This window comes from Hahella sp. HNIBRBA332, assembly GCF_030719035.1.
In the GTDB taxonomy this organism is placed as follows: domain Bacteria; phylum Pseudomonadota; class Gammaproteobacteria; order Pseudomonadales; family Oleiphilaceae; genus Hahella.
The window spans coordinates 3,559,008-3,583,273 of record NZ_CP132203.1; the positions used below are offsets into that span (position 1 = coordinate 3,559,008).

The window sequence follows — 24,266 nt, forward strand, 5'->3', positions numbered from 1 at the left end:
CTTAGTCCGCGCTGGCCAGACAAGCTCCGGTGCCGCCCAAGCCGCAGTATCCCCCCGGATTCTTGGCCAGATACTGCTGATGATAGGTTTCTGCGAAATAGAATTCTGGCGCTGGCGTAATTTCCGTCGTGATGGCGCCGCGATTTACGTCATGCAGCGATTGCTGGAACTCCGCCTTCGACGCTTCCGCCAGTTGCTTCTGTTCGTCATTGGCGTAATAAATAGCAGAACGGTATTGGGAGCCGACGTCGTTGCCTTGACGCATACCCTGAGTCGGGTCGTGATTTTCCCAGAACAGTTTCAGCAGCTTCTTATAACTGATCACAGCGGGATCAAACACGACCTGAACCACTTCCGCATGGCCAGTCTGTCCAGTGCAAACTTCTTTATAGGTGGGGTTGGGCGTATAGCCTCCCGCATAGCCGACACAGGTGCTGTAAACGCCTTCCTGTTTCCAGAACAAACGCTCCGCTCCCCAGAAACACCCCAGACCGAAAACCGCCGTTTGCATTTGCGTTGGAAAGGGACCTCTCATGTCCACGCCAAAGACAAAATGCTCGCCTTCGATTTCCATGGGTTCCGCTCTGCCCGGCAGCGCTTGCTCCCGCGCAGGCATGGATGCTTTATCCTGTGAATGACTTCCAAACATACGCTTAACCTCTCCCAATATTCTTAAACTTCGCCACCATGGCGATCGCCCGCCCTCCATATAGAAGACGGAACTAAAAGCGGATCAATATTGTGATAGTAGACACGTTTTCGGGGAAATGGTTCAAGCCCGACGAGAGGACTGCGGCGTTATATTTCCGTAAGCAGTGAGCGGCCAAGCGTTTGATTTCGCTGTTCATAACGGAAAAGACAGAGCTCAGAACAGCGCCAACTCAGCGTATCAGGCAGCCTTAGGCGCTGGCTTGTCACCAGACAACGTGACAGGAGCCGGAAAAAGGCCCGGAATCGGTTCATCGATCCAAGTCGGTTCTGCGTCCGGCTCCACCGCCAGCCAACGCGGCTGTTCCGACCAATGCAGCAGCCTTAACTGCCCCTGATGAGTTTCCACCAGTGCGGAGCAATGTTCCACCCAGTCGCCGTCATTACAGTAGAGCCTGCCGTCTTTGCGACGAAACGCAGCGTAGTGAATGTGGCCACAGATATAGCCGTCCACTTCCAGACTGCGCGCCGCTTTCAGCGCCGCATTTTCGTAGCGTTGAATAAACTCCCTGGCGCGCCCTAAATGGGTTTTCAGGTATCCCGCCAAGGACCAATACGGAAAGCCAAACACCCTGCGGGCGCGATTCAACCAGCTATTGAGCTTGAGCATTAGACCGTGGGCCTTATCCCCCACCAGCAGCGCCAGCGGACTCAGTTGCACGATCTGGTCAAACTCGTCGCCGTGGCTCACATGGAAGCGGCGCCCATCCGCGGTGCGATGGACGCAATTAAGCCGAATCTTCACGCCGGAGAAGGTTTGCCCCACCATTTGCCGGAAAAAATCATCATGGTTGCCGGGAATGTAGATGACCTCCATCCCTTCCCGCGCTTTACGCATGATCAGGCTGAGAATGGCCCGATGCGTCTCGGGAAAGTGGGCTTTGCGTCGCATTTCCAGCAGGTCGATGATGTCGCCGACCAGATACAATCTATCTGTTTTGATTTTATTGAGAAAATCCAGCAAGTGCTCAGCCTGGCAGGCGGCCGAGCCCAAGTGCGCATCTGAGATAAAAACAGCTCTTAGGGAATCTTGCATCTGGATATCCTTTTTAGCGATTAAGCCCTTGCGGCGTAATTATCTATTTTTCCAGCAAACGCAACATATTGATTTGAATATGCAAATACAAAGCTGAAGCATTAGAAAAATTAACTTTAATCATCTTTAGCCGCGATCCTAGAAAGGCTATATGACGCTAAGGTGACCAAATGACGAAAGTTACATTAAACAGATCAAAAAACATGCTGTTACAATATCTAACCTTATGATTTTTGATAGGAAAGTCTTATTTGATATATCTTTGTCATACCTTAGTGTTTGTCGAGGTTCCGGCATCGCCCTTGTAACGCCAGAAAAAGCCTGTGGCTGGGCGTTCAGAGGATGCAGAAACGTCAACAAACCCTATACTAGGATTTTGCCGGCTAGCTTCAAGAATGTGCTAGATTTATCGATGTATCTTAAATTGCAAAAGGTTCCGCAATGTCGCTGCAAACTGCACTGGTGGTAGATGACTCCAAACTGGCGCGTATTACATTACAAAGACTGTTAGAGAAGCATAATTTGCAGGTTCAACTTGCAGAATCCGGGGTACATGCTCTGGAAATGCTGAAAACCAATCTGCCCGATATCATTTTTATGGACCATCTGATGCCTGAGTTGGACGGCTTCGAAGCCACCAAGAAAATCAAGGCGGATCCTCAGACCTCCCATATTCCCGTTATCATGTGCACCGGGAAAGAAGGAAAAGATAATTACGATGCGGAAGCCCGCGCCATCGGCGCATCGGGCACGCTGTTCAAGCCGCCTCAAGCGGAAAAGTTAGCCATGGTGATTGAGTCCGCACGCAGCGGAACGCTCACCTCCGTCGCAGTCCCCCAGGAAGCGGAGCCTGTGGCGGATGTCGTAGAGGAAACCTCTCCAGAAATTGTCGTCCCTACCCCAACGCCGGAATACGCCCCACCGCAACCGCAACAAGCGGTGGTGTCCGCTTCCGACTGGGAAATCCTGGTGGACAGACTCGACAAACTGGAGAAAAGCAGCCGCGATTTCCCCTCTTTCGATGGTTTCGAAAGCCGCCTGAGAGAGAGCGAAAGCGAATTGACCGCACTGCGTCAGGATATCCAGCAGCTACGGGAGCAGCCTTCTGAAGCGCCTGAGCAATCACAACCTGATTTCAGCGCCATGGCGGAGCAATTGCGTGAAGAACTGATGCCCGGACTGGAAAAGCGCGTACAGCAGGTTCTGGAGGCGCATATTGCCAGCATTGAGCCTGCAGAAGCTCCCGCCGCCCCTGCTATTGATGAAGTCCAGCTCGCCGCCACGATTACCCGTGATGTGGAGCAAACCCTCACGCCATTGCTGGACGCCGAGCTGAAAAGCCTGGAAGATCGCTTACTCGGCTCCATCGACGATGCTGTCAGCGAGTCCCGTCGCGATCTGGACGTACAGCTAAGGGAAACCGTCAACGACCTGGAGATGAGAACCAAGCCAGTACCGGAAGCGCCCGACCTTGACGACCTCATCGAACGCATTCGCCCTCAGGTGATGGACATCGCCACCCACTCCGCCACCGCCACCATGGACAACAATGTGGAGGACAGGCTGAGCGCGTGGGAAGCGGAACTGCAGTCAGCCAAGGAAGAACTCAAGCGCACCCTGATCGAACGCACCTCCAGAGACGAGCCGGCGCCCAGCCTGAATATAGAAGACGTTCTCAACGACAAGAAGCTGCATACGCTGATTGAGGGAACTGTGGAGGAGTTGCTGCGCGGTCAGATCAGCAAGCAGGGACAGGACCTGGTGCAACAGATCGCCAAGGCCCTGCGCGAGCAAATGGCGGAAAAACAAAGTGAGATCGACGCCATGGCGGCGCGGGTCGAGCAATTGGAGCGCCAAAAAACCACGCTGGCGACGCAACTCAACACCCTGCAAAACGTCAAACCACCGAAAAGCGGCGGCGCAGCAGCCATGGTTATTGGCGGCGTTGCAGTGGTGCTGGCGATTGTGTCTCTGCTGAAAGGCTTCGGAGTATTTTAAGCGTATCGCCAAGGTGACGTAGTCTGGGTATACGGGTGAGGTTACGTCCCGAGTGACCGGATGCGGTTCCTGACCCGCCTCGCCTGACAACGTCATGCAGCTATGACGGCGGGGAACCAGTTTGCCCCGCGCATAAAAAAAGGCCCGATTCAATCGGGCCTTTTTTGTCGGCTTGACGTCTATGTCGACGTATTAGCCAGCGCCTTAGAACTGTGCGTTGTCCGGCGTTCTTGGGAACGGGATAACGTCACGCACGTTTTCCATGCCGGTCACGTAGGCGATCAGGCGTTCGAAGCCCAGACCAAAGCCTGCGTGGGGCACGCTGCCGTAACGACGCAGGTCGCGATACCACCACAGTTCCTCTTTGTGATGCATATTGCCGATGCGGGCGTCCAGCACGTCCAGACGGTCTTCACGCTGGCTGCCACCGATGATTTCACCAATGCCCGGCGCCAGAACGTCCATGGCCGCAACGGTCTTATCATCGTCGTTCAGGCGCATGTAGAACGCTTTGATTTCCTTCGGATAGTTCATCACGATCACTGGCGCGCCCACATGGGTTTCCGCCAGGTAACGCTCATGCTCGGATTGCAGATCCAGACCCCACTGCACCGGGTATTCGAACTTCTTGCCGCAGTTCTGCAGAATCTTGATCGCTTCCGAGTAATCGATGCGGACGAAATCCGTGTCGACCATCTTCTCCAGACGCGAAACCACATCAGGATTGATGCGCTCGGCGAAGAACGCCATGTCGTCACTGCGCTCGTCCAGCACCACCTTGAACATATGCTTGAGGAAGCGCTCCGCCAGATCCGCATCGGCATTCAGGTCTGCGAAGGCGATCTCCGGCTCGATCATCCAGAATTCCGCCAAGTGACGGCTGGTGTTGGAGTTTTCCGCACGGAACGTGGGTCCGAAGGTATACACTTTGGACATCGCCAGACAGTAGGCTTCCACGTTCAACTGACCGGAAACGGTCAAAAACGTCTCTTTGCCGAAGAAATCTTTGCTGTAGTCGATTTTACCGCTGTCCGTCTTGGGCAGGTTGACCATATCCAGGGTGCTGACGCGAAACAGCTCGCCGGCGCCTTCACAGTCGCTGGCGGTCAGGATCGGCGTATTGATCCACTGAAAGCCCTGCTCATAGAAGAAATGGTGCACAGCGTGAGCCAGAGCCGTACGCACGCGGGTCACGGCACCGAACGCGTTAGTGCGGGGACGCAAGTGAGCGACGCCGCGCAGGAATTCAAAAGTGTGTCTTTTCTTGGCGACCGGATAGGTTTCCGGATCGTCCACCAGGCCGACCACCTCCACGGCAGTCGCCTGAATTTCGCAGGATTGTCCTTGCCCGGGCGACTCTACCAGGGTTCCGGTGACAATCAGGGAGCAACCGGTCGTCAAACGCAGAACGTCAGCATCGTAGTTCGGCAGCTCTTTGGCGACAACCGCCTGAATCGCGTCGAAGCAGGAGCCGTCATGCACGTGAATAAAAGAGACGCCCGCCTTGGAGTCCCTTCTTGACCTTACCCAGCCTTTGACGGTCACTTCGCTACCGATCTCCGCTTTGTTCTTGAGTAAGTCTGAAATGGCGTAATGAGTCATAAACCTGCCCGCTATCCTCTCTATCTTTTCAATAAATGCTTCTCAAATTTTTTGGCCAATGGCGCACAACCGCCAATTAAAGATGGGTTAAGTCGCAAAGTCTAGCGTTCTCTTGCGGTTTAAGCGCCTTATCCGCCTGTCATCAGAACTCACAGTATCCCAGGCGACTGGACCCTGTATGGGCCGGGGCGGTAAAATGCGCGCCCTGACAGGAGCGAGCGGAAAATGAGCGACAGCAAAGACCGAATCTACCAAGACGCCAAAGGCGCCGTCGGCGCCTTCGAATTCGATGAGCGGGTGGCGCACGTATTCACGGACATGATCAACCGCTCGGTGCCCGGCTACGCCATGATGCTGGAGATGATCGGCGTTATTTCCCGACGTTACGCCCAGGCGGGAACCCACTGCTACGATCTGGGCTGCTCTCTAGGCGCCTCCACCCTCGCCATCCGCAGCAACCTTGAACATTTCAATGAGTCCGACGACAAGCCTAAGGTGATCGGCGTCGATAACTCCGCCGCCATGGTGGAGCGCTGTCGAGTAAATATGGAGCGGATGCCCAGCGTTATTCCCACAGAAATACTGTGTCAGGACATCCAGAGTACGGCCATTGAAAACGCCTCCATCGCCATCATGAACTTCACCCTGCAATTCATTCCTCTGGCGCAACGGGAAGATCTGCTGCATCGCATCGCGGTCAATATGCAGCCCGGCGGCGCAATGGTGCTGTCCGAGAAAATCGAGTTCGCCGACGCGGATAAACAACACACCCTGTTCGATCTTCATCATGACTTCAAACGTTCCCGGGGCTACAGCGACCTGGAAATCGCGCAAAAGCGCAGCGCCCTGGAGAATGTCCTGGTGCCGGAAACCATCGAGGCGCATATCGAGCGCCTACGCAGAGCTGGGTTCAGCCAGGCTTATTTATGGTTCCAATGTTTTAACTTCGTCTCTTTTCTGGCAATAAAATGATCCGTTTCGACGACTTCCTGGCCCACGCCGACAAAAACCGTCTACAGCGTTTTATCCCTGACTTCGAACGCGTGTTGGATGAGCGCTATTACTCTCACACCCATGGCGACTATGAAGGCTGGTGGAACGCTTTACAGCAGTTGCCCGACGCACAGCCGAGTCAACTCAGGCTTGACGCCGATACATTGGTCGTCGGCTCAGCGGAAGATCTTGACGCACAGGCGCAGGAATCGCTCATCAAAGGGTTACGCGGTCTGCATCCCTGGCGCAAAGGCCCATTCAACTTCTTTGGTAACCATATCGACACAGAATGGCGATCCGATTGGAAGTGGACGCGCGTAGCGCCGCATTTAAGCCCCCTGAAAGATCGCTTTGTGTTGGATGTCGGCTGCGGCAGCGGCTATCACTGCTGGCGTATGTTGGGCGAAGGCGCGCAGTTCGTGCTCGGCGTGGACCCTTCCCCCAAGTTTCTGTTTCAGTTCCACTGCGTCAAAAAATACGCGCCCACCGCGCCGGTTTATTACCTGCCGTTGCGTTCAGAGGACTTGCCCCCCAACATGGGCGCCTTCGATACGGTGTTCTCCATGGGCGTGCTGTACCACCGCCGCTCGCCGTTCGACCATATTGATGAGCTGAAAGCGGCGCTGCGTCCGGGCGGAGAACTGGTGCTGGAAACACTGGTCATCCCTGGCGACGAAAATACCGTCCTGACGCCGCGAGATCGCTACGCGCAAATGCGCAATGTCTGGTTTATCGGCAGCTCCCTGGCTACCAAACTCTGGTTGGAGCGCTGCGGATTCGAAGACGTCCGCATTGTGGATGAAGGCGTCACCTCACTGGAAGAACAACGCCAGACAGACTGGATGACCTTTCAGTCACTAAAAGACTTTCTTGATCCTCAAGACTTCAGCAAAACCGTCGAAGGCTACCCCGCCCCTGCCCGCGCGGTGTTGGTGGCCAGGAAGCCTTAAAATTTTGAATATGACGCCCTTGGCGGTTACTGCGGTAGACCATTGAGTATCCGCTTTGGATACAGTCATTTGGCATCAGAGACGTCCCGGCGAGAAATATAATTAAGACGTGTTTCTAAATGCCCATGTGGATTGCAAAAATATTAAAAAGATGTCCTAGTTCAATGCTTTGAAGCTATAATTTATTTAGCTATCGTTCTCTTTTTGCACTTAGCAGGAAATAGCTTACTTAAGATAGGTAAGCGCTTGTCCAGAGACCTCCAAACATCAGCTACTTTAGCAACTCGACCGGACTGAATTGCCCTTCGTTTCCCAAAGGCTCCAGATACCCCTTTTATTGCGTCCCATTTAGCCCTAAGAATAACTTTTCCTTGCCCTCTTAATGTAAATAACAACACCGTCGCCAAGTTCATCAAAATATGCAAAGGCAAAAGCAGCCAAAATAAATAAGAAGGCATGTCTTTTATAAAGGTCCACACTAGGTTTCGATGGCCATGATAAACAGAGAAATCGCTTCGCTGTCCACCCGTGGTTGCAGATCCAACATGGTAAACCACAGCACTTGGCACATACATTGACTTATAACCTGCCAAACGCAGACGAAACCCCAAGTCTACGTCTTCAACATAACAAAAATAATCTTCATCAAACCCACCGACCTCATGCAATGCTTTCCTTCGATACAATGCTGCCGCGGCGCATGGTGAAAAAATTTCTCTTGTAACCAGATCATTGGGTTGCTGCTTCGCGCCATGTCGATCACGCCAAACCAATCCACTGACATGGTAACTATCACCAACTCCGTCTAATATAAAGTTGGCGTCACTACAAAGCTGGCGTGATCCAAATGCGCCTACGTCAGGATTTTCACTCGCCGCGGCAAGCAGGCTCTCAAGCCAATCAGGTTCTGGGAAAGCATCAGGGTTTAACAGTGCAACAAACTCTGTATCCACACCTGATAGCGCTAAATTGTTGCCGCCTGCAAAACCAAGGTTTTCGTTCAACAGGAGCATGTCGACACTGGCATATGCCCCTGCAATATTTTGAGAACCATCTACGCTAGCGTTATCAACTACAATTATTTTGTCTGAACGGACTGTCTGCGCTTCCAAGTGCTTAAGGCATTCGTCAAGCAAAGCCCCGCTATTGTAATTAACAATGATGGTCGTAACAGTCATCGAGTTTTTATATATCCATTATTAAACAAGGCGCCCTACACATTTATGTGGCGGATAAACTCAGCTCTTAACTCCTCACGATCCAACAGTACTTCTTCCGGTGAAAAATCTTCTGTTTCCCGATGCGCAGCAATGTACTGCATGAGCATCCAAAAAACTTTATCATTACCCTGTAAATTTATTGAGTTAGCCATCAGATCAAGACCATGAGAGAATCGATCTAATTCAGTAGACTGCAATAGTAATTCGCCAGAAAAATTCTTTAGATGAACTGCAAAAATCCAACAAATTTCAAACAGCATCCATGCACGATTTGATGAAATAGTGTTTGTAGAATGAATCCTGTATTTCAAAAGAGGCTTTTCCAGAAGCTCACACCGAAACTTTAGTGCCACCCTTAATAAAAAATCCCAGTCATGTGCGAATCTTAGATTACGCATACCACCGACTGCCTCATATACCTTGCGAGAAAAGACTACGTTGCTCGTCGTAGACACAAAGTTAGAAAACAGCAAATGTAACTTAAAGTCATCCGCTCCAATAAGCCTTGCGTCCGGTTGTTTAATGTTCCAGGGCAGCATATTCCGCCACCCTTCTTTAACACCAAGCACCTTACTTTTATTGTCTATAATCTCAATCCATGTTGCTACTAAATCAGCGCCTTGTTGCAGCCTTTCCACACACTCAGAAAGCCTTCCCTTATGAAAGATATCATCAGAGTTGAGAATCGCAAGATAGTCGCCTTTTGCCAGAGACAATCCTTTGTTAATAGCATTATGAGCCCCGGCATTTTCCTGCTCTATTAATGTATATCGAGGGTCATTTACGCTGCGCAGGTAGTCAAGTGATGCATCGCTGGAGCCATCATCAATGACGATCAACTCCAAGTTGGTATAAGATTGAGAGAGAACGCTTTCCACCGCCTCCCTAATATAATGGGCATGGTTATAGCTGGGTATAACAACTGATACAAGACTCATAGCTATTACTTTCTCACATTAAATTAAAATTCTTTAGCCACATTAAGGTTTCGCGCAAACCATCACTGAGCTCGATAATTGGAGAGAAATTCGTGTCGCGGCGTAGCTTATCATTCGATAATACGTTGTATGACACATCCACACCTCGAGGGGGGGTGTATTGGCACTGCAAAGTGTAACCATCGTCTTCTAATATTGGAGTTATATACTCATTTAACAAAGTGTGCAGTGCGACGCCGTTAGATGTTCCAATATTATATGCTTCACCGAGTTTGCCAAATCTGAGTATGGCAACCAGCGCATCAGCTAGATCGCGGGCATGTATGTAATCTCGAACAACCGACCCGTCACCAAAAATATTCAGTACCTCGCCCTTCAACGCAGAGGCAAATGCAGTTGCCACAAAGCCCTGACCACGAAATGGTTTCTGTCCAGGCCCATATGCATTGCCGGGACGCGCAACAATAAAGGGTAAGTTTTTCTGAATATTATAGAGAAATCCAATGTTCTCTATAATTAGCTTTGATGTTCCGTATAAGGAAATCGGCTTTGTGGATGAATTCTCAACAATGGGCTGGCGGTTTAGCTGATCTCCATAAACAGTGCCGCCTGAAGATACAAATAAAAATTTCTTAATTTTCTTCACGCAACACATATCCATAAGATGCATTGCAGGCCTGACATTACGCTCAAATTCAACGTCCATGTTGCACTCTTGGTTAAGAATCATTGTATCGTGAACAAGATGTACAACAGAGTCGACTTCTTCAAGTATGCTCTGCAGAAATTCCGAGTCTTTATAGTCTCCATCTACGTATTCAACTCCGTCTTGCCTCGCTTCTGGAGCAGGCAGAAACATATCTGCGACTCTAACAATCATTCCAGCAGAACGACAAGCCTGGGTCAGATGCTGCCCAATAAATCCCATACCGCCAAGAATCAAAACGCGAGAGGCCTCTGGCGTATTCATACTGTTACACCTTGTTTTTTGTATTGTCTAATCGCACCATCCCAGCACTCAACATACTGCTTTGCTATATTCGAACTGGAAAAACGATCAAGTATATCCTGCTCTCGAGCCTTCAACTTAACCCGATATTCCTGATGGTTTTTAAGCCAATTTTCAAATTCAGTGTTTATATTAATATCCGACAAATTTACTGAAATCACACCACCGCCATAGTATTCACTCACTACATCTGCAATATCGCCCACGTCAGTCGCAAATGCCGGGACTCCCATTGCTAATGCTTCAATCATCGCTATCGGTAATCCCTCATACGCAGAGGTAAATATAATTCCGTCAGTCACCGCATGGAGTTCAAGCGTATTTTCAACATATGGTATTCGTTTTACATTCTTCAGTTCATTTTTTTCAATGAATGCATTAGCCTCATCAGCAAGCTCGCCATCACCGACTAACACAAAATACTCGTCCTGATTACCGCAACGTAGTTTTGCCAGCTTTAGGAACTCAAGAGGTCTTTTCTGCTGCGTAAGCCGTGCTACAAACGTAAATATTCTCTTCCCTTGAGGAAGCCCAAATTTTTCCCTCAGCTCAGCCTCATCAGGTTGCGACTGTTTAAACTGCTGAATGCGCAAAGTATCAACAGCAGAATAGATTAAGTGCGTCTGTTTTGGGTCAATTCCAAAATCTTCACGGAAGCGTCGCTCAATCTTCTTATTAACAGCAATAAAATGGTCAAAAGACCTAATTCCAGGCTCACCGTATCGGGTAATCCACCCTTGCTCAACATCATATACTTCCTGATCGATGATCGGCACATCGCGAAACACGCGCCGAATAGAGGGCGCATTATCACAAAACCAAGGAGAGCCATTGCAGACCCAGACTAGTTCAGGTTTCAAAGTCGACTTTAATCGAGTCAAAACGCGCAAATAGTCCTCATGTCGCACAATCTCGGCCATCTCAATGACTTGAGCTGCGACATCCATAGCCTGGGCGGCCAGGCTACCTTGCTCTGCACGTAATCTCTCCATCGTTATCACAATGAAATCAAATTGCTGATTCAGCTTCCTCATTATCTCAACGGTATTACGTTCCACGCCGCCTACCGCTAAGAAAATAGGGAATACAAAGATAACCGGCTTTGTACTTAAACGTGGCGGCAAATACTGAGACTCATATCGAATCAAGCCATGCGAAGGTTTCTCCTGACTAGAAAAGAAACCATCTTCATCAACTTCAACACTACTGCAATCAAGCACTTCACCAATACGCGCTTCAACAGCACTACTTCTTGCCGGCAATAACCGAAGAATTTTTCCGCGCAACGGAGTCTGATTGAGTTCGTTTTCAAAAACAGCATGAGCGATGTCGCGTGAGAAAATCATATGATCGCGCAAATTACTAATACAAATGCTTCCTTCTGACGCAAGAGAATTAGAAATTATTGATAGATCTAAGCTGTTCTCTATAAGAGCCACATAAGCAGAATACAAATGATCAGGGCAGGAAATGGCTGATGAAGATATTGGCCAATAGAATGCCGTAGCTTCGGCAGCTGACGGTGTAATAGGGTTGCCGCTGAGACCACTCTCCTCGATTAGAGACAACATTCCACACTGCAACAACTCGTACACTTTTGCAGTGTCGCCAAAGGTGCGACGGAAATTCGCTACTAAAGTCTTTGTTTCTAAACCAGGCGAACCAACTACAAGTGCAGGGATAGCCTTAATAACAGTGGCGACATCAGTATTAGCGACATTTAACTTACCGCTCCTTTTATTCTCACTGATTAGCTGTCTTGTTCGATGGATTAAGTATCTTGGGTTGTTTAAAAGATGATAAACCGCCCTTGACGCCAATTGCATGAATCTGTCCATTTTACTAACCAGAGTCACTTGCGACTCTAACAGCAACTGGGCCTGCATTAATTCATCAAACAGCTGACGCTGCTTTGAACCATAATGAAGGTCTCTCTCACTCCCTGTATTAAGCGCCTCACACAGATTGTAAAGCTCAGCGGAAGACAAGCCATCAGTCTCCCCTGCGCTCTTCTCAAGCTTATCCCAGTAATCTGAGCCAATACTCGGAAAGTGCGCTTCCATGGCGATTGCCAAAGAATTAGGATAATCACCCAGCTTTTGGATGACTCCATACTCATACATCGCTCGAAATAGATGCACATACAAAGTGCTCAAACATTTCCGAATGCCCATAGAAATGTCATCAGGCGTGGCCGCGATAAGCTCTTCGTAATACTCACACCTACTGACAAGCGCATCTAACCTCTGTTGCCACCTCTCTTGAGAGAATTGTGATGCGCGGCTCTTGTGCGCTTTTTTCTCAAGTGACGCAACTCCCAATATCGTATCAATACCAGAGTGCATCCTTGCAAATACCACAGCCATTTTCCCTGCTGAAATTTGGCGTTTACAGAACTTTGACGTCACATAGGGATGATAATGATCACCTTTCGCTCGAGTGGTATAAAATAACTTTAGCCCGCGTTTCGCTAACCGATAACCTAATTCGATGTCTTCAAAACCATACTCGTCAAATCGCTCGTCAAAAATCACGTCCTCCTCAAGAAGAAAACGTCTGTCAACACAGATATTACAGGTATAAAAATGTCTAAAGTCAGTAAAGTCGTTGTCTTTAAGGCGATTATAACTAAACTGCTCATTTCCAATTTCTGTAATATGATGCATCAGATGATTAACATCGAGGTCTTGATGCCAATCGACAACACCCAGCGTGGCGACTTTCGGTCCTAGCTGCTCGCATATTTCAGCATGAATATTAAGAATTTGAGGATCAGGGAAGATATCATCCCCTATGATAAGCAGCTTATCACCTGAAGCCGCTCTAATCGCAGCATTTCGCGCACTTGAAGCCCCTCCATGCGCATTACGCAGCACTTTTAACGGCAAGCCATTCACCGTCTCAAGAAATTCGACCGAGCCATCAGATGAGCCATCATCAGAGAAAATAATCTCATACGGAAACAAAGTCACTGCATTCACTTCGCGCCATGCAGCAATAATTTCAGGCAGGAGCTTACCTCTGTTATAAGTTGGGATAATCACGCTTATTAGAATTGGATTAGTAGAGCTGGTCTGTCCGGCCAAAGTACCAGACTCTTCATTCGAAGAGAGTGATAAATCCCTCTCAGGTCGATTCCAGTCCATATCAAACAGTGAATTAGGGTGACGCCCTTCGGAGCATCCATGCAGCCAATAGTGAACCAGAGGAGGCATGTCTAAGCCTGCGATATCGGGATAGCGAGCTCGATAATATTCGCTGTCAAAATATGGACCTGGCTGCCTACTCTCTTTCCATCCTATCGCTAAATAGTGTTTTAGAGGATTAACGCCTTTTTGCGCCACATCTGGATAATTTTTCAGGTACCATTCAGAATCAAATAGAGGAGACCGCAACAACTTCCAATACCAGTAAAGCAACTTACTACGGCTTTCCAGTCTACTCAAAACCACTTTTCCAATCCCCTTATCTTTTTCGGCAAATACAGACAGCCTATGCTCAATTTGAGTAATGATATGCTGTAGGTTACTAATAGTTTGTTTATGTTCATGAGCAGCCTTGCTGAATGCAGCCAGCTTTTCATCTCGGTCAAGAATGGTCTGACCAAGAGAATCGATCTCAGCTAACTTAGCTGCCACATCTTGGCTTAAGCGGCTTATTTCCGAATCGCGCTCTTTTATTTCCTGCTTAAGCGATAGAGCTTCCAAATCTAGCGCGCCAATCTTCTGCTTAAGCGATAGAGCTTCTAAATCCAGCGCGCCAATCTTCTGCTTAAGCGATAGAGCTTCCAAATCCAGCGCGCTGATCTTCTGCTCAAGCACTAATATTTCCTGCTCACGATCATGAATGACCTGGCTTAGTGTCTCAGATGAGTATGACGCGACCTTTCCAAGTGCACTACACAGCAGGTCTTTATTGCTTACCTGCTGTATCTCATATACTTCTGGAGCAAGCAGACTTAAACGTCCCAGCTCCTCCCACGTTACTTTGTCAAGGGCTACAATCGTGGCGCTACCGACTCCAGGATCTTCAAGATTTCTAGAGGCGCTTAAGCCTACAAAAATCTTGTCATCAGTGACACATATCCCTCGCGTATACCCCCCCAGAACTTTCGAACGAACCAGTTCTCCCGCACTGTTATATTCAGCTATCTCTTTCTTTTCAGAGTTAGCCAACAATAAATTTTCATCTAAAGGCGTTAAGCTGTGAGGCTGAGATAGACCTTTGATGAGTTCCTTTCCGCTAAGTAAATCCTTTACATAGCCAGCCTCTCTGGTTTTTCCTTTATATTCGCGGTGCTGTTTAAAATCTCCAAATGCAGAGAAAACAATGCGCTCATTCCAAAGCCCAAGGCAGTTAATATGAAGCGAGTCAACATCTCCCTCAAAGGTCCATCTATCTATTTCTGCGGACTTACCATCAACCTTGATTATTTCGTTACCGGATGTACCTACAAAATATATAAAGTCGTCCACGATCAACACATCGTGTATATCGTCAGCGGCAACAGTACTGGGCTCGGAATCAGGCTTCTTTTGGCTATGAATCAACACTGACGAGGGTTGGAGGCCTCTAGCGAATTTTTCACTATTTACCGAAAATCCCGTCGCGCTAAAATTATCCAGTTTATAAGTAACGCCCTCATGGATCAGGAAAAGGCCTCCCTGATTTGGGCATGATACGAGTAGGTTATTGAATAGTTCATTCATCAATACTTACCAGTGGAGTGCAGCAAAAATCAACAATTTCTGTTGCAGTGCTAGAAGTTACCGGCAATACACGAAATGCAATTGCATCTATTTTTCTATGTAAAAACGTTTCCTCTTGACCACAAACCGCTAACACTCCAGCATTCATGAAGTAAACACCCGGGTTTAAGTAGCAATGAAAGGTAAACTCAACAGATACAACTTTTCCTTGTGGGATAAATGGAACAGACTCAGCAAGAGATGGCGCCGAAATTGACCCTCCAAGCTCTAGTCCTGAGGTTGTTTTAAGCAACATACCAAAACGAACATTTGTAGCGGCGACATCAAATTTCACGCTATAGCAATATCTATACTTCTTGCCACGAACAAGTCCATTCACAGGCTCCCCAGTAAGAGTCAAGATCTGGAGTGATTCGATCGTAGCGCCACGTGACTCATATTCAATTGTACTAACAGGCTTCAAGTGTGGATCAAAATTTTCCTGGAGATGCTGGCCTCCCTCTTCCTGCGCCTTATTAGTAGGCTGAGGCAGACCATCGACTCCGCTCACTTGTTCAGGCATAACATCATTGGCCTGGAGTAACTGGTTACGAATGCTCTCTCTTTTATCTATAGGAGCATAAAGCAGTTTTTGATAGTTCCCTATAATTTGCTTGGGCTTGCCAACCGCAAGCCTCTCACCAGAGTCCATGAGTATGGCTCTATCGCACAGTTCCACAACTGTACTCCCAGAGTGGGAAACGAATAAAATTGTTGCCCCGCTGTCACGAATAGCTTCAATTCGAGAAAAGCATTTTCGTTGGAAAAGCTCATCTCCAACAGACAAAGCTTCGTCAATAACCAGGATTTCCGGGTCAACATTAATGGCTACAGCAAATGCAAGCCGAACAACCATTCCACTAGAATATGTCTTAACTGGCTGATCTATAAACTGCCCAATATCAGCAAATGCTGCTATATCATCAAATCGCTCGTCAACTTCGCTTTGGCTTAGTCCTAGAACCGCTGCGTTAAGATAAACGTTTTCCCTTCCCGTAAACTCTGGATTGAATCCCGCCCCCAATTCCAAAAGCGCTGCAATACGACCATTTATCTCGACTACGCCCTCTGTCGGAGACAAAGTACCACAAATTATTTGCAGAAGAGTGGACTTACCAGAACCATTACGCCCAACAATCCCAACAGTTTCACCTCTCTTTATTTCAAATGAAACATCTCTGAGAGCCCAAAAATCGCGATAATAATGTACTGGCGGCCGATTACTGAAACGTTTTAGCTTTGGAAGAACAAACTGTTTAAGCCTATCTCGCGGAGACTCGTATATTTGATAGCACTTACTTAGGTTTCGAATTCGAATAGCCGTATTATCAGTGCTGTTAGTGTTTAACGGCTCGCTACTATTATTAAAGGACATCCGAAAAGCCTCTTCTTGTCTTTTGAAACCACGCGTACCCGGCCCATGCCAAAGCTACAGAGACAAGTGAGTAGATACCCAAACCAAACCAATCAGGCACACGCCCCCATATAAGAACGCCTCTTGATTGCTCAATGATGAACGTTAGTGGATTCAGCATAATTAAAGAATGATAGTTTGCAGGCAGAGCATCAATAGGAAAGAAAACAGGCGAAAGGAAGAGTAGAACTGTGGTAATTATGACTATTGTTTGCCCAACATCTCGAATAAATACACCTATAGAGGCCAAAATCCATGCTCCCCCTAATATAAGCAGAATAAACGGTATAAATATTAAAGGTAAGAATATGGCCGTCCAGTGTATAAACCCGTTAAAAATAATAAATGCTATTAACAATACCAACAGGCTAATTAATGAGTGAAATAATGCAGCAAACAGACAAACCACTGGTAGTATCTCAATAGGAAACACTACTTTTTTTACAAAGTTCACATTCCCTAAAATCAACCCTGGCGCTCGGTTGATAACTTCAGCAAAAACGCCATGAACAATAAGTCCAACAAAAAGAACTATCGCAAACTGAGATTTACTTTCATCACCACCAACGCCCCACTTGGCTTTAAATATCACAGAAAATACAAATGTGTAGACAACCAACATTAATATTGGATGAAAAAATGACCATGCCAGCCCTAAAAAAGAGCCTCGATACCGGCCAACAACTTCTCTTTTTGTCATTTGCCGAATAAGTTGCCAATTATGGCTGATCGATAGAATCAGCCCTGTTAAAGAAGAAGAGTACTGAGGCATTTAAAATAAGAACTTCCAGATAAGTTGTCATGTGGACATATTTGCAGGCGGTTTCCACCAAAAGCCCAAATAGTGAAAGCTGAGTTGAATAGATACCTAGAGGTATAGCCTTGATTTGGTTTACCTTTGTATTCCACCCCAAACATTTGCTGGTTAATCCCACTAATGCGCGTGGTCTACCACGCGAGAGATTTTTGCCGGATGCGGCGAGATTATATACACCAGAGGAAAAATTTCCAGCTTTACGGCCCTTCTGTGCAGTGTAAACAGTGGTACGCTCCTGAAGTCTCAAAGGCAAGATGCGGAACATTCCATAAAGACTGCTCTCTGGATTAATTTATGCCCCTACCCCTTCTGATACAACACATGAATATAGCGTCCCAGGGAAAGGTAGGGTTCTTTCTGGGAGTGCATGCGCTCCATTTCCAGTACGTCTTCATAGCTGCGTTCGCGGGCGACGTGCTTTTGCATGAAGTCGTAAAAAGTGCGGATGCCCCGTTTACATATCTGATGCATGCCCGCTTGCTGCAGCCAGCCGTAGACTTCATCCGGATCTAGTGGATTCTGCGGCGTCAGTCCGCCTTTACGGTAGAACCAGTTGTTCTTCTTGAGTTTGCGAAAATTGCCCTGTAATAGATTGCGGTAGATCAGGCCATTTCGGTTGTAGAAAGCCAGGGACAGCACGCCGCCGTTACGCAGTTTGCTCAGCGCCAGCTCCAGAGCGGGACGGGGATCGTCCATCCACTCCAGCACTGCATGGATGATTATCAAATCATAAGGTCCCTGGAGTTGCGGCAGAACGTCCTGCATCGCACCTTCACGCCACTCCTCGCAGGCCTGCGCCGCTCCCAGAGCCTCCAGATTGGCGCGGGCCGCCGTCAGCATCTCTGCGGACAGGTCGGTCAGCGTCAGCCGATGTCCCGCTTGCGCCAAGCGCCCGCTGATCATCGCCGCGCCGCAGCCAATGTCCAATATTCGCCAGGCGTCCTCTCCCAAACGTTCCGCCAAATGGGCGTCCAGGTCTTCGTTGATCAGATCCAGTCGCAAGCGCCCTTTGGGGGTGCCGTAAATATTATTCTGGAAGCGTTCTTTCAGTTCGTCGAAGTTGTGCCCTGGGGAACCCTTTGAATCTTCTTGCATTTTTGGGAACTTACTGTTGAATCAAGGTTGATGTTGACGCGTATAATACCACTACTGCGCACAAAGCCCTCGACAGGTTATTGAAAAGCCTTCGAAAAAACGTCGCCGCAATATCAATAGATCCAATGTAACAAGGATACGCTTCGCCATGCTTTCGCTACTCAAAATACTTCATGTTCTAGCGGCCCTGGGCTGGGTCGGCGGTATGTTTTTCGCTTATGTCATTCTGCGCCCTACCGCCGCGGAACAATTACAGCCGCCTCAGCGCCTGCCGTTGTGGTCGGAAGTGCTGACCCGCTTTTTCCGATGGGTGTGGATCGCCGTGCTGACGCTCTGGGGCTCCGGCATGGGCATGCTCGCTCTGTGGGGCGGCAAACCGCCGTTGTATGTACACATCATGCTGGGCGGCGCTTTGACTATGACGCTCATTTTCATTGGGGTGTTTTTCTTTCCCTTTCGCAGGCTGAAGACCTGCACGCTGGAAAAGACCTGGAGCGAAGCCGGCGCCGCGTTGAATCAAGTGCGGCAGGCGGTATTGGCCAACCTCTGCCTGGGACTCATCGTCATCTGCGTCGCCGTTGGCAGGTGGCCGCTTTAATGTTAGCGCCGTAATAGCGCCAGGGCGTTATCCAATGGCGCATCGTCCGCTTCCAGCCAGTGGATGGCGACGCCCTGACGCTCCATACGACGGAACCATTTCACTTGCTGGCGGGCGAACAGATAGATCGCGGACGCCAGCTTTTGCATCATATCGTTGCGGTTCAACTGCTCCTGCAGATACAACGCGACATAGCGATACTCTAACCCCAGCTCATCCAACTGCCGCCAACTCAAACCCGCCGCCCGGAGGCTTTCCACTTCTTCAATCAAGCCTTCGTCTAGACGAGTTTCCAGACGTTCGCGAATGCGGGCGCGCAATCGGTCATTGTCGCAGTGCAGCCCGATCACCACAGGTTCGATACTGATCTGCACGCTGGGGCTGTTCTCATTCAGCTCGGCGTAGGCAATCTCAATCGCTCGCAGCGTGCGCTCGCGGTCCTGGGTATCAGTGGTGTTATGCAAGGGTCTCAATGAGGCCAGCAGCGCATTCAGCCGCTCCTGATCGTGATGTTTGAGCCGTTCCCGCAGCAGCGGATCGACAGGCGCCTCGACAAGTCGATAACCGCGCAGAATCGCATCCAGATACAACCCCGAACCACCAGCGATAATAGGACGCTTACTTCTCGCACCCAGATCATCAAGTGTCCGCTGCATAGCGCTGAGGTAGTCAAACAGGCTGAACGGAGCGCCCGGATCGACAATATCGATCAGGTGATAAGGCGTATCGCCGTAGTCCTGCAAATCCTTGCCGGTTCCAATATCCATGCCGCGAAACACCTGCCGGGAGTCCGCAGACACCACCTCCCCCTCAAAGGCGCGCGCCAAGGCGACAGCGAGCCGGGTCTTTCCGCAGGCGGTGGGCCCAAGCACCACCAGGGGGCTGGCGCTGGGATTATCGTTAGTGATACTCATCTGTGACTCTTTTCTTGATTTCGGACAGCCTTCTCCGTCAGGAAGCAATCTAATCTATGCTTATATCAGACCCCATTTACCTGAGCACGGAGTATGGCAATGACGAAAGTAACCATTATCTGGATGGCCGTCGCCGCTGTATTTATGCTGCCAACCATAATGGTGTTGGCGTTTATCTTTCGCAATTCTCGCACTGCGGACCTGTATTACAACGGGCTGGCCAACCGAGTGGAGCAGGAGCGCCTGGGCCAGATGCTGAAGCAGCAAGGCGTCGATACGGCGCATTACGTTCGCGGCTCGTCTTCCGTTGAGGTGTTCAAGGCCATTCAAAACTGTCGCAACTGTTCCGAAAAAGCCCACTGTGGAGAACACCTGCAACAGGAAAACGCCAACCTTGGGGTTCCCGACTTCTGCCCTAATCAGGACACCATCGCCGCCCAAGCGCCTGTCAGTTCTGATGACTCCAAGCCGGAAGCAACGCCTCCGGCATAATTACTCGCATGGCCCGGCGGCGCATGGGACAGGTAAACGCCAGCTCCATCGCCGCCAGCATCAAACCATCTTCGTGCTTGTTGCCGGAACCATAACGCGGATCGCCCAATAAGGGATGCCCCAGATCCGCAAAATGGCGGCGAATCTGATGTTTGCGTCCCGTGATCAGTTTGACCCGCACCAGACTGGAATCCGTCGCATCGTCATAATGCTGAACCTGGTAATAGCTCAACGCTGATTTGTCGTCCACAGGGAAGTCGATTTCCCCCTGCTCTTGCGCCAGACGCCCTTTTACCCGCGCCAGATAGAACTTATCCAGCGCATTATTCTGCAGCATCGCGCCAAATCGACCCGCCGCTGCTTTATTATGGGCGATGATCACCAACCCCATGGCCTCGCGATCCAAGCGATGCAGCAGGAACACCTGTCGCTTGCTTTGGAAATGCAGCTCCACCATGCGCAGCAAGCTGCAGTGGTCGCCCCATTCAGAGCCCTGCGTCAGCAATCCAGCGGGCTTGCACCAGATCGAGTAGGTGTCATAATCCGCCACCAGTGAGGGTTGCGGGCTGTTCAGCGAAAGAATTTGAGGGTCGTAATTCAGCTCCAGCACATCGCCGACGGCCAGCGCGGACTTGGCTCTGCGCAAGCGCTTCTGGGGCTTGCCTCCACGCTTCCACCAGACGGCTCCTTTCAGCATGGCGTCTTTGATCTTTTGCTTCGACAGGCCGGTCTGCGCGGCCAGCCAGGACGACGCATCCGCCACCGCCTCGCCGACGATTAACTTGCGACGCCAGCGACTTTGGGCGTCCATTTCCCCGCCCCCGGAACGCCAAATATTATCTGACGGCATGGTACACCTTGAAGCGGCTGTTCTCGAACAGAACCCGCACCGGCCCAACATGGGCTTCGATCCAATCCGGGTATGGCAGGAAGCGGTTCGCCACCAGGGTTAATGAGCCTCCCGGCTTAAGCACGCGAGCGCAATCGCGCAGAAACTGCTGGGTGATGCGAGTATCCTGCTTCACCCCCTGATGAAACGGCGGGTTAGTGACAATGGCGTCCACGCCGGGCTGCACTTCGGCGAGCCCATCGGACGCATAGATATTCAACTCCGCGTTATTGGCCTCAGCAGTGCGCGCCGCGCTTTTCAGCGCCAGCAGATTGATATCCGTCAGCTCTACTGATGCCTTGGGATAGCGCTTCTTCAAAGTCGTTCCAATAACGCCGCAACCGCAGCCAAAATCCAGAAAACGCCGCCCGCGCAACTCCGGCAGGGACTCCAGCAGCACTTGGGTCCCCTCATCCAGACGACCTGCGCTGAACACTCCCGGCAGCGTGAAGAGCTGCAGTGCGCCCACTTTCGCCTGCGTGAGCTCGTAGGCGCGCCAGAAATCGTTCTGTTGCGGAGCCCAATCGTCCGCCGGGATCAACTGCCAAACCTGACAATGACGCGCTGAGTCCACCTTAGTGGCGTCCCAGCCTTCTTTCGCCAGACGCTTGGCGGCGCTCTCCACGCCTTCGCGCTTTTCCCCCACCAGCCAGATATGCTGTGCGTGTTTCACTGCTGGCGCGACAACGGATAGCATCAAGTCCAGCATTTCTCTGGCCTTCGGCATAAACAGGGCGATCTGATCCCATTGCGCGTCAGCAGGCAACGCCAGATCCGTAAATAACCGCTCTTCCGCTACGGCGCCCCGGCAGGCGTTTACCGCCGTGTGATCCCAACTCAGAACGCTGACCTCTGCGCCAGTCTGGCGCAGGTCCGCAGCAATGGCGTCTGCGGGCGGTGAGCACAATAATATTCGACCGCTCAACTGCTCACGTTGGCGTAACAGTGCTTGGCTGGGATTACTTAACTGGCTCATGCGGGCCTCGGAATACTGATAACTTCGCCCAATGTGGCGTATTCATCCGCCCCCAGACGGGACAGCGGGTTCACCTGCATTGCGTCCACTTTGTGACGGCCTTTGGCGTCCGTCGTCATCACGCTATCGTCCACAAACAGTTTTTCGATATTGAGCAGCACCATCGCCTGGGGCACGCTGCCCAGCTCCACCACTTCCTGCACGCGGCACCCAAACGCCAAACGACATTCCGCCAATCTGCCCAACTCAAAACCTTCGAAGTCCACCAATGACAGGTTAAGCCCTGGCAGCTCGGATTCGCCGTAAGGCAGCGTCCGGGACGAGTCCGTCACCGCCTGCGCCATCTCACGACCGGCGATATGCACCGTGCAGGGCGCGCCAACCTGCAAATTGCTGCGCGTATCTTTCAGCTCTCCGCTGGGCTTTTTACCGATGGAAATGGCAATGGTGGGGGGCGCGCTGGAAATCGCGGTGAAATAGGAGAACGGCGCCAGATTCATGCCTCCATCCTCATTGCGGGTCAGCGCCCATGCAATGGGACGAGGGATGATGGTCTGCGTCATCCAATGATAGATTTTGGTCGCTTCTAATTGCTGGAAGTCAATATACATGAGGGACTCTGTCGCGTTGCGGTGGCTTGAAGTTGCTAAAGCCCGCTATTTTAAGCCCGCCAGCCTCTTTTTTCTAACCTTTACGAAGAGTTGGGGAAATAATGACGCCCAAACAAAGGACTATATAAAAAGACCTATTGAGACAGATAAAAATGTGATCAGCATCCACTCAATCTTTGTATCATTGTGTAACACTGCTCAACATTCAGTCAGGGCCACCCAGGTAACCAAGCCTGGAGAGCCCTGACGTTATAAAAACAATAACGTCCATCAACCTGTCGCGCCAGGAACCCAGAAAGTTATAACAAACCCTGGCGCCGGAGTCTGCAGCCATGCCGTCAGCAGATCCCAGGGCAAAGAGGCGCCACAATGAGCATATCCCCAACGCTATCGTCGATGCTGTTTATCGTCTTGTTGAGTCTGACTACGCCTTCCTTTGCGGTGACGCTGCAAGGCGTGGACGTTCCAGAATCCCTGCCGTCGAAAGGCGACCGTCCTTCTCTCTTCTTAAATGGCGCAGCCACTCGCCGCTTTCTTGTCTTTGTCGACGTGTATGTCGGCGCGTTGTATGTGGAGCGCCCGAGTCATGAGGCGCAAGCACTGCTTACCGATGAAGGGCATCGGCGCATGGAGTTCACCATGTTGAGAGACGTGCGCGGCCGCAAAATCGCTGACGCCTTTTACGAAGGCATGCGTCTGAATATCAGTAAGCAGCAGGCGGAGGACATCCGGGGAGAGATTGAACAGATGGTGCATATGTTCGATCAAAAGCTGGAAAAAGGAGACACCGCCGTTGTGGAGTATATCCCTGGCGTCGGGGCGCAAGTCTGGCTGGACGGGCGGGATCGCGGCGTCATTCCCGGCAAGAAGCTGTTCGACGCCATTCTTTCCATTTGGATTGGCGACTACCCTGTCAGTCAGGACTTCAAAGCAGGCATCCTGGGGGCGCCGCAACAGTCGGCGAGTCGAACGGCTGACCGGAATTGACTCCGGTCAATATAAGCGTTACCGGGGATATTGCCGCTGAAAGAGGTTGACCTGAGTCAAACTTGCTTTAGCGGACCTCGCCATAATCCAACTAAAGATCACCTTATCATCGATCAGCCAAGTTGGAGATTCATTATGTACATCGACGAAACCATCATCGCGGGTTTACTGGTAGTAGGCATGACCATCGCATTCTTCGGCGGTGTATATGTCGTACTGAAAAAAGACAACGACAAGCATCAGAAACATCATTAATGACAGGCTTTGTCGC

General features: G+C 50.1%; 21 protein-coding genes. 7 read left to right on the forward strand and 14 right to left on the reverse strand.

Going from position 1 to position 24,266, the window contains the following annotated elements; translation table 11 throughout:
- Nucleotide 1: 1 nt before the first annotated feature.
- Nucleotides 2-649 carry a peptide-methionine (S)-S-oxide reductase MsrA gene (gene msrA, locus O5O45_RS15795; RefSeq protein ID WP_305906158.1) on the reverse strand — a complete coding sequence of 216 codons (648 nt, stop codon included), beginning with the start codon at nt 647-649 and terminating at the stop codon, nt 2-4.
- Between the two features lie 240 nt (nt 650-889).
- Nucleotides 890-1,744: a UDP-2,3-diacylglucosamine diphosphatase gene (locus O5O45_RS15800; RefSeq protein WP_305906159.1), complete on the reverse strand. Its 855-nt coding sequence runs from the start codon at nt 1,742-1,744 to the stop codon at nt 890-892.
- Nucleotides 1,745-2,185: 441 nt separating this feature from the next.
- Here O5O45_RS15800 and O5O45_RS15805 point away from each other — a divergent pair, with 441 nt between their 5' ends.
- A complete protein-coding gene (locus O5O45_RS15805; RefSeq protein ID WP_305906160.1) occupies nt 2,186-3,742 on the forward strand; it encodes a response regulator in 1,557 nt (518 codons plus the stop codon).
- A gap of 204 nt (nt 3,743-3,946) precedes the next feature.
- On the opposite strand, the gene asnS is transcribed toward O5O45_RS15805, so the two are convergent.
- On the reverse strand, nt 3,947-5,344 hold the full coding sequence (gene asnS, locus O5O45_RS15810; RefSeq protein WP_305906161.1) for an asparagine--tRNA ligase: 1,398 nt from the start codon (nt 5,342-5,344) through the stop codon (nt 3,947-3,949).
- A gap of 225 nt (nt 5,345-5,569) precedes the next feature.
- Here asnS and cmoA point away from each other — a divergent pair, with 225 nt between their 5' ends.
- The gene (cmoA, locus tag O5O45_RS15815; protein ID WP_305906162.1) at nt 5,570-6,316 is read left to right on the forward strand and encodes a carboxy-S-adenosyl-L-methionine synthase CmoA; all 747 of its coding nucleotides are present in this window, start codon (nt 5,570-5,572) and stop codon (nt 6,314-6,316) included.
- A complete protein-coding gene (cmoB, locus tag O5O45_RS15820; protein WP_305906163.1) occupies nt 6,313-7,287 on the forward strand; it encodes a tRNA 5-methoxyuridine(34)/uridine 5-oxyacetic acid(34) synthase CmoB in 975 nt (324 codons plus the stop codon). The genes cmoA and cmoB overlap by 4 nt, the downstream gene beginning before the upstream one ends.
- Before the next feature lie 182 nt (nt 7,288-7,469).
- Here cmoB and O5O45_RS15825 read toward each other — a convergent pair whose 3' ends face one another.
- From O5O45_RS15825 to O5O45_RS15855, 7 genes are all read right to left on the reverse strand, one after another.
- Entirely contained in the window at nt 7,470-8,465 is a 996-nt protein-coding gene (locus tag O5O45_RS15825) for a glycosyltransferase family 2 protein (RefSeq protein ID WP_305906164.1), read from the reverse strand.
- Between the two features lie 35 nt (nt 8,466-8,500).
- Nucleotides 8,501-9,445 carry a glycosyltransferase gene (locus O5O45_RS15830; protein WP_305906165.1) on the reverse strand — a complete coding sequence of 315 codons (945 nt, stop codon included), beginning with the start codon at nt 9,443-9,445 and terminating at the stop codon, nt 8,501-8,503.
- A gap of 13 nt (nt 9,446-9,458) precedes the next feature.
- A complete protein-coding gene (locus O5O45_RS15835; protein WP_305906166.1) occupies nt 9,459-10,415 on the reverse strand; it encodes an NAD-dependent epimerase/dehydratase family protein in 957 nt (318 codons plus the stop codon).
- A complete protein-coding gene (locus O5O45_RS15840) occupies nt 10,412-15,163 on the reverse strand; it encodes a glycosyltransferase (protein WP_305906167.1) in 4,752 nt (1,583 codons plus the stop codon). Before O5O45_RS15840 ends, O5O45_RS15835 begins: the two co-directional genes overlap by 4 nt.
- Nucleotides 15,156-16,577 carry an ABC transporter ATP-binding protein gene (locus O5O45_RS15845; RefSeq protein ID WP_305906168.1) on the reverse strand — a complete coding sequence of 474 codons (1,422 nt, stop codon included), beginning with the start codon at nt 16,575-16,577 and terminating at the stop codon, nt 15,156-15,158. Before O5O45_RS15845 ends, O5O45_RS15840 begins: the two co-directional genes overlap by 8 nt.
- The gene (locus O5O45_RS15850; RefSeq protein WP_305906169.1) at nt 16,567-17,388 is read right to left on the reverse strand and encodes an ABC transporter permease; all 822 of its coding nucleotides are present in this window, start codon (nt 17,386-17,388) and stop codon (nt 16,567-16,569) included. The genes O5O45_RS15845 and O5O45_RS15850 overlap by 11 nt, the downstream gene beginning before the upstream one ends.
- A 345-nt stretch (nt 17,389-17,733) precedes the next feature.
- Complete coding sequence (locus O5O45_RS15855; RefSeq protein WP_305906170.1) at nt 17,734-18,528, reverse strand: methyltransferase; 795 nt, start codon at nt 18,526-18,528, stop codon at nt 17,734-17,736.
- A gap of 148 nt (nt 18,529-18,676) precedes the next feature.
- Between O5O45_RS15855 and O5O45_RS15860 the strand changes: the two genes are divergently transcribed.
- Entirely contained in the window at nt 18,677-19,126 is a 450-nt protein-coding gene (locus O5O45_RS15860; protein ID WP_305906171.1) for a CopD family protein, read from the forward strand.
- Between the two features lie 2 nt (nt 19,127-19,128).
- Here O5O45_RS15860 and miaA read toward each other — a convergent pair whose 3' ends face one another.
- Complete coding sequence (gene miaA, locus O5O45_RS15865) at nt 19,129-20,040, reverse strand: tRNA (adenosine(37)-N6)-dimethylallyltransferase MiaA (RefSeq protein WP_305906172.1); 912 nt, start codon at nt 20,038-20,040, stop codon at nt 19,129-19,131.
- A gap of 99 nt (nt 20,041-20,139) precedes the next feature.
- On the opposite strand from miaA, the gene O5O45_RS15870 reads away from it, so the two are divergent.
- Complete coding sequence (locus tag O5O45_RS15870) at nt 20,140-20,532, forward strand: DUF6455 family protein (protein ID WP_305906173.1); 393 nt, start codon at nt 20,140-20,142, stop codon at nt 20,530-20,532.
- Here the strand turns inward: O5O45_RS15870 and O5O45_RS15875 are convergent.
- Genes O5O45_RS15875 through O5O45_RS15885 form a run of 3 tightly spaced genes read right to left on the reverse strand, consistent with a single transcriptional unit; the run spans nt 20,489 to nt 23,008 of the window.
- Nucleotides 20,489-21,382, reverse strand: coding sequence for an RluA family pseudouridine synthase (locus O5O45_RS15875; protein ID WP_305906174.1), 894 nt, complete (start codon nt 21,380-21,382; stop codon nt 20,489-20,491). The genes O5O45_RS15870 and O5O45_RS15875 overlap by 44 nt on opposite strands.
- The gene (locus tag O5O45_RS15880) at nt 21,369-22,397 is read right to left on the reverse strand and encodes a class I SAM-dependent methyltransferase (RefSeq protein WP_305906175.1); all 1,029 of its coding nucleotides are present in this window, start codon (nt 22,395-22,397) and stop codon (nt 21,369-21,371) included. Before O5O45_RS15880 ends, O5O45_RS15875 begins: the two co-directional genes overlap by 14 nt.
- Nucleotides 22,394-23,008 carry a flavin reductase family protein gene (locus tag O5O45_RS15885; protein WP_279508104.1) on the reverse strand — a complete coding sequence of 205 codons (615 nt, stop codon included), beginning with the start codon at nt 23,006-23,008 and terminating at the stop codon, nt 22,394-22,396. Before O5O45_RS15885 ends, O5O45_RS15880 begins: the two co-directional genes overlap by 4 nt.
- Before the next feature lie 369 nt (nt 23,009-23,377).
- On the opposite strand from O5O45_RS15885, the gene O5O45_RS15890 reads away from it, so the two are divergent.
- Nucleotides 23,378-23,995 (forward strand): chalcone isomerase family protein, encoded by a 618-nt coding sequence (locus tag O5O45_RS15890; protein WP_305906176.1) that lies wholly within the window; start codon nt 23,378-23,380, stop codon nt 23,993-23,995.
- Nucleotides 23,996-24,130: 135 nt separating this feature from the next.
- Nucleotides 24,131-24,250: a cytochrome c oxidase subunit CcoM gene (gene ccoM / locus O5O45_RS15895; RefSeq protein ID WP_305900375.1), complete on the forward strand. Its 120-nt coding sequence runs from the start codon at nt 24,131-24,133 to the stop codon at nt 24,248-24,250.
- Nucleotides 24,251-24,266 lie beyond the last annotated feature (16 nt).

Coding starts and splice junctions, on each gene's coding strand:
- O5O45_RS15855 (WP_305906170.1), bottom strand. CDS start 18,528: ATGCAAGAAGATTCAAAGGGTTCCCCAGGGCACAACTTCGACGAACTG.
- O5O45_RS15860 (WP_305906171.1), top strand. CDS start 18,677: ATGCTTTCGCTACTCAAAATACTTCATGTTCTAGCGGCCCTGGGCTGG.
- O5O45_RS15845 (WP_305906168.1), bottom strand. CDS start 16,577: ATGTCCTTTAATAATAGTAGCGAGCCGTTAAACACTAACAGCACTGAT.
- O5O45_RS15870 (WP_305906173.1), top strand. CDS start 20,140: ATGACGAAAGTAACCATTATCTGGATGGCCGTCGCCGCTGTATTTATG.
- O5O45_RS15800 (WP_305906159.1), bottom strand. CDS start 1,744: ATGCAAGATTCCCTAAGAGCTGTTTTTATCTCAGATGCGCACTTGGGC.
- O5O45_RS15890 (WP_305906176.1), top strand. CDS start 23,378: ATGAGCATATCCCCAACGCTATCGTCGATGCTGTTTATCGTCTTGTTG.
- asnS (WP_305906161.1), bottom strand. CDS start 5,344: ATGACTCATTACGCCATTTCAGACTTACTCAAGAACAAAGCGGAGATC.
- O5O45_RS15835 (WP_305906166.1), bottom strand. CDS start 10,415: ATGAATACGCCAGAGGCCTCTCGCGTTTTGATTCTTGGCGGTATGGGA.
- O5O45_RS15840 (WP_305906167.1), bottom strand. CDS start 15,163: ATGAATGAACTATTCAATAACCTACTCGTATCATGCCCAAATCAGGGA.
- O5O45_RS15830 (WP_305906165.1), bottom strand. CDS start 9,445: ATGAGTCTTGTATCAGTTGTTATACCCAGCTATAACCATGCCCATTAT.
- cmoB (WP_305906163.1), top strand. CDS start 6,313: ATGATCCGTTTCGACGACTTCCTGGCCCACGCCGACAAAAACCGTCTA.
- O5O45_RS15825 (WP_305906164.1), bottom strand. CDS start 8,465: ATGACTGTTACGACCATCATTGTTAATTACAATAGCGGGGCTTTGCTT.
- O5O45_RS15875 (WP_305906174.1), bottom strand. CDS start 21,382: ATGCCGTCAGATAATATTTGGCGTTCCGGGGGCGGGGAAATGGACGCC.
- miaA (WP_305906172.1), bottom strand. CDS start 20,040: ATGAGTATCACTAACGATAATCCCAGCGCCAGCCCCCTGGTGGTGCTT.
- msrA (WP_305906158.1), bottom strand. CDS start 649: ATGTTTGGAAGTCATTCACAGGATAAAGCATCCATGCCTGCGCGGGAG.
- O5O45_RS15850 (WP_305906169.1), bottom strand. CDS start 17,388: ATGCCTCAGTACTCTTCTTCTTTAACAGGGCTGATTCTATCGATCAGC.
- O5O45_RS15885 (WP_279508104.1), bottom strand. CDS start 23,008: ATGTATATTGACTTCCAGCAATTAGAAGCGACCAAAATCTATCATTGG.
- O5O45_RS15805 (WP_305906160.1), top strand. CDS start 2,186: ATGTCGCTGCAAACTGCACTGGTGGTAGATGACTCCAAACTGGCGCGT.
- cmoA (WP_305906162.1), top strand. CDS start 5,570: ATGAGCGACAGCAAAGACCGAATCTACCAAGACGCCAAAGGCGCCGTC.
- ccoM (WP_305900375.1), top strand. CDS start 24,131: ATGTACATCGACGAAACCATCATCGCGGGTTTACTGGTAGTAGGCATG.
- O5O45_RS15880 (WP_305906175.1), bottom strand. CDS start 22,397: ATGAGCCAGTTAAGTAATCCCAGCCAAGCACTGTTACGCCAACGTGAG.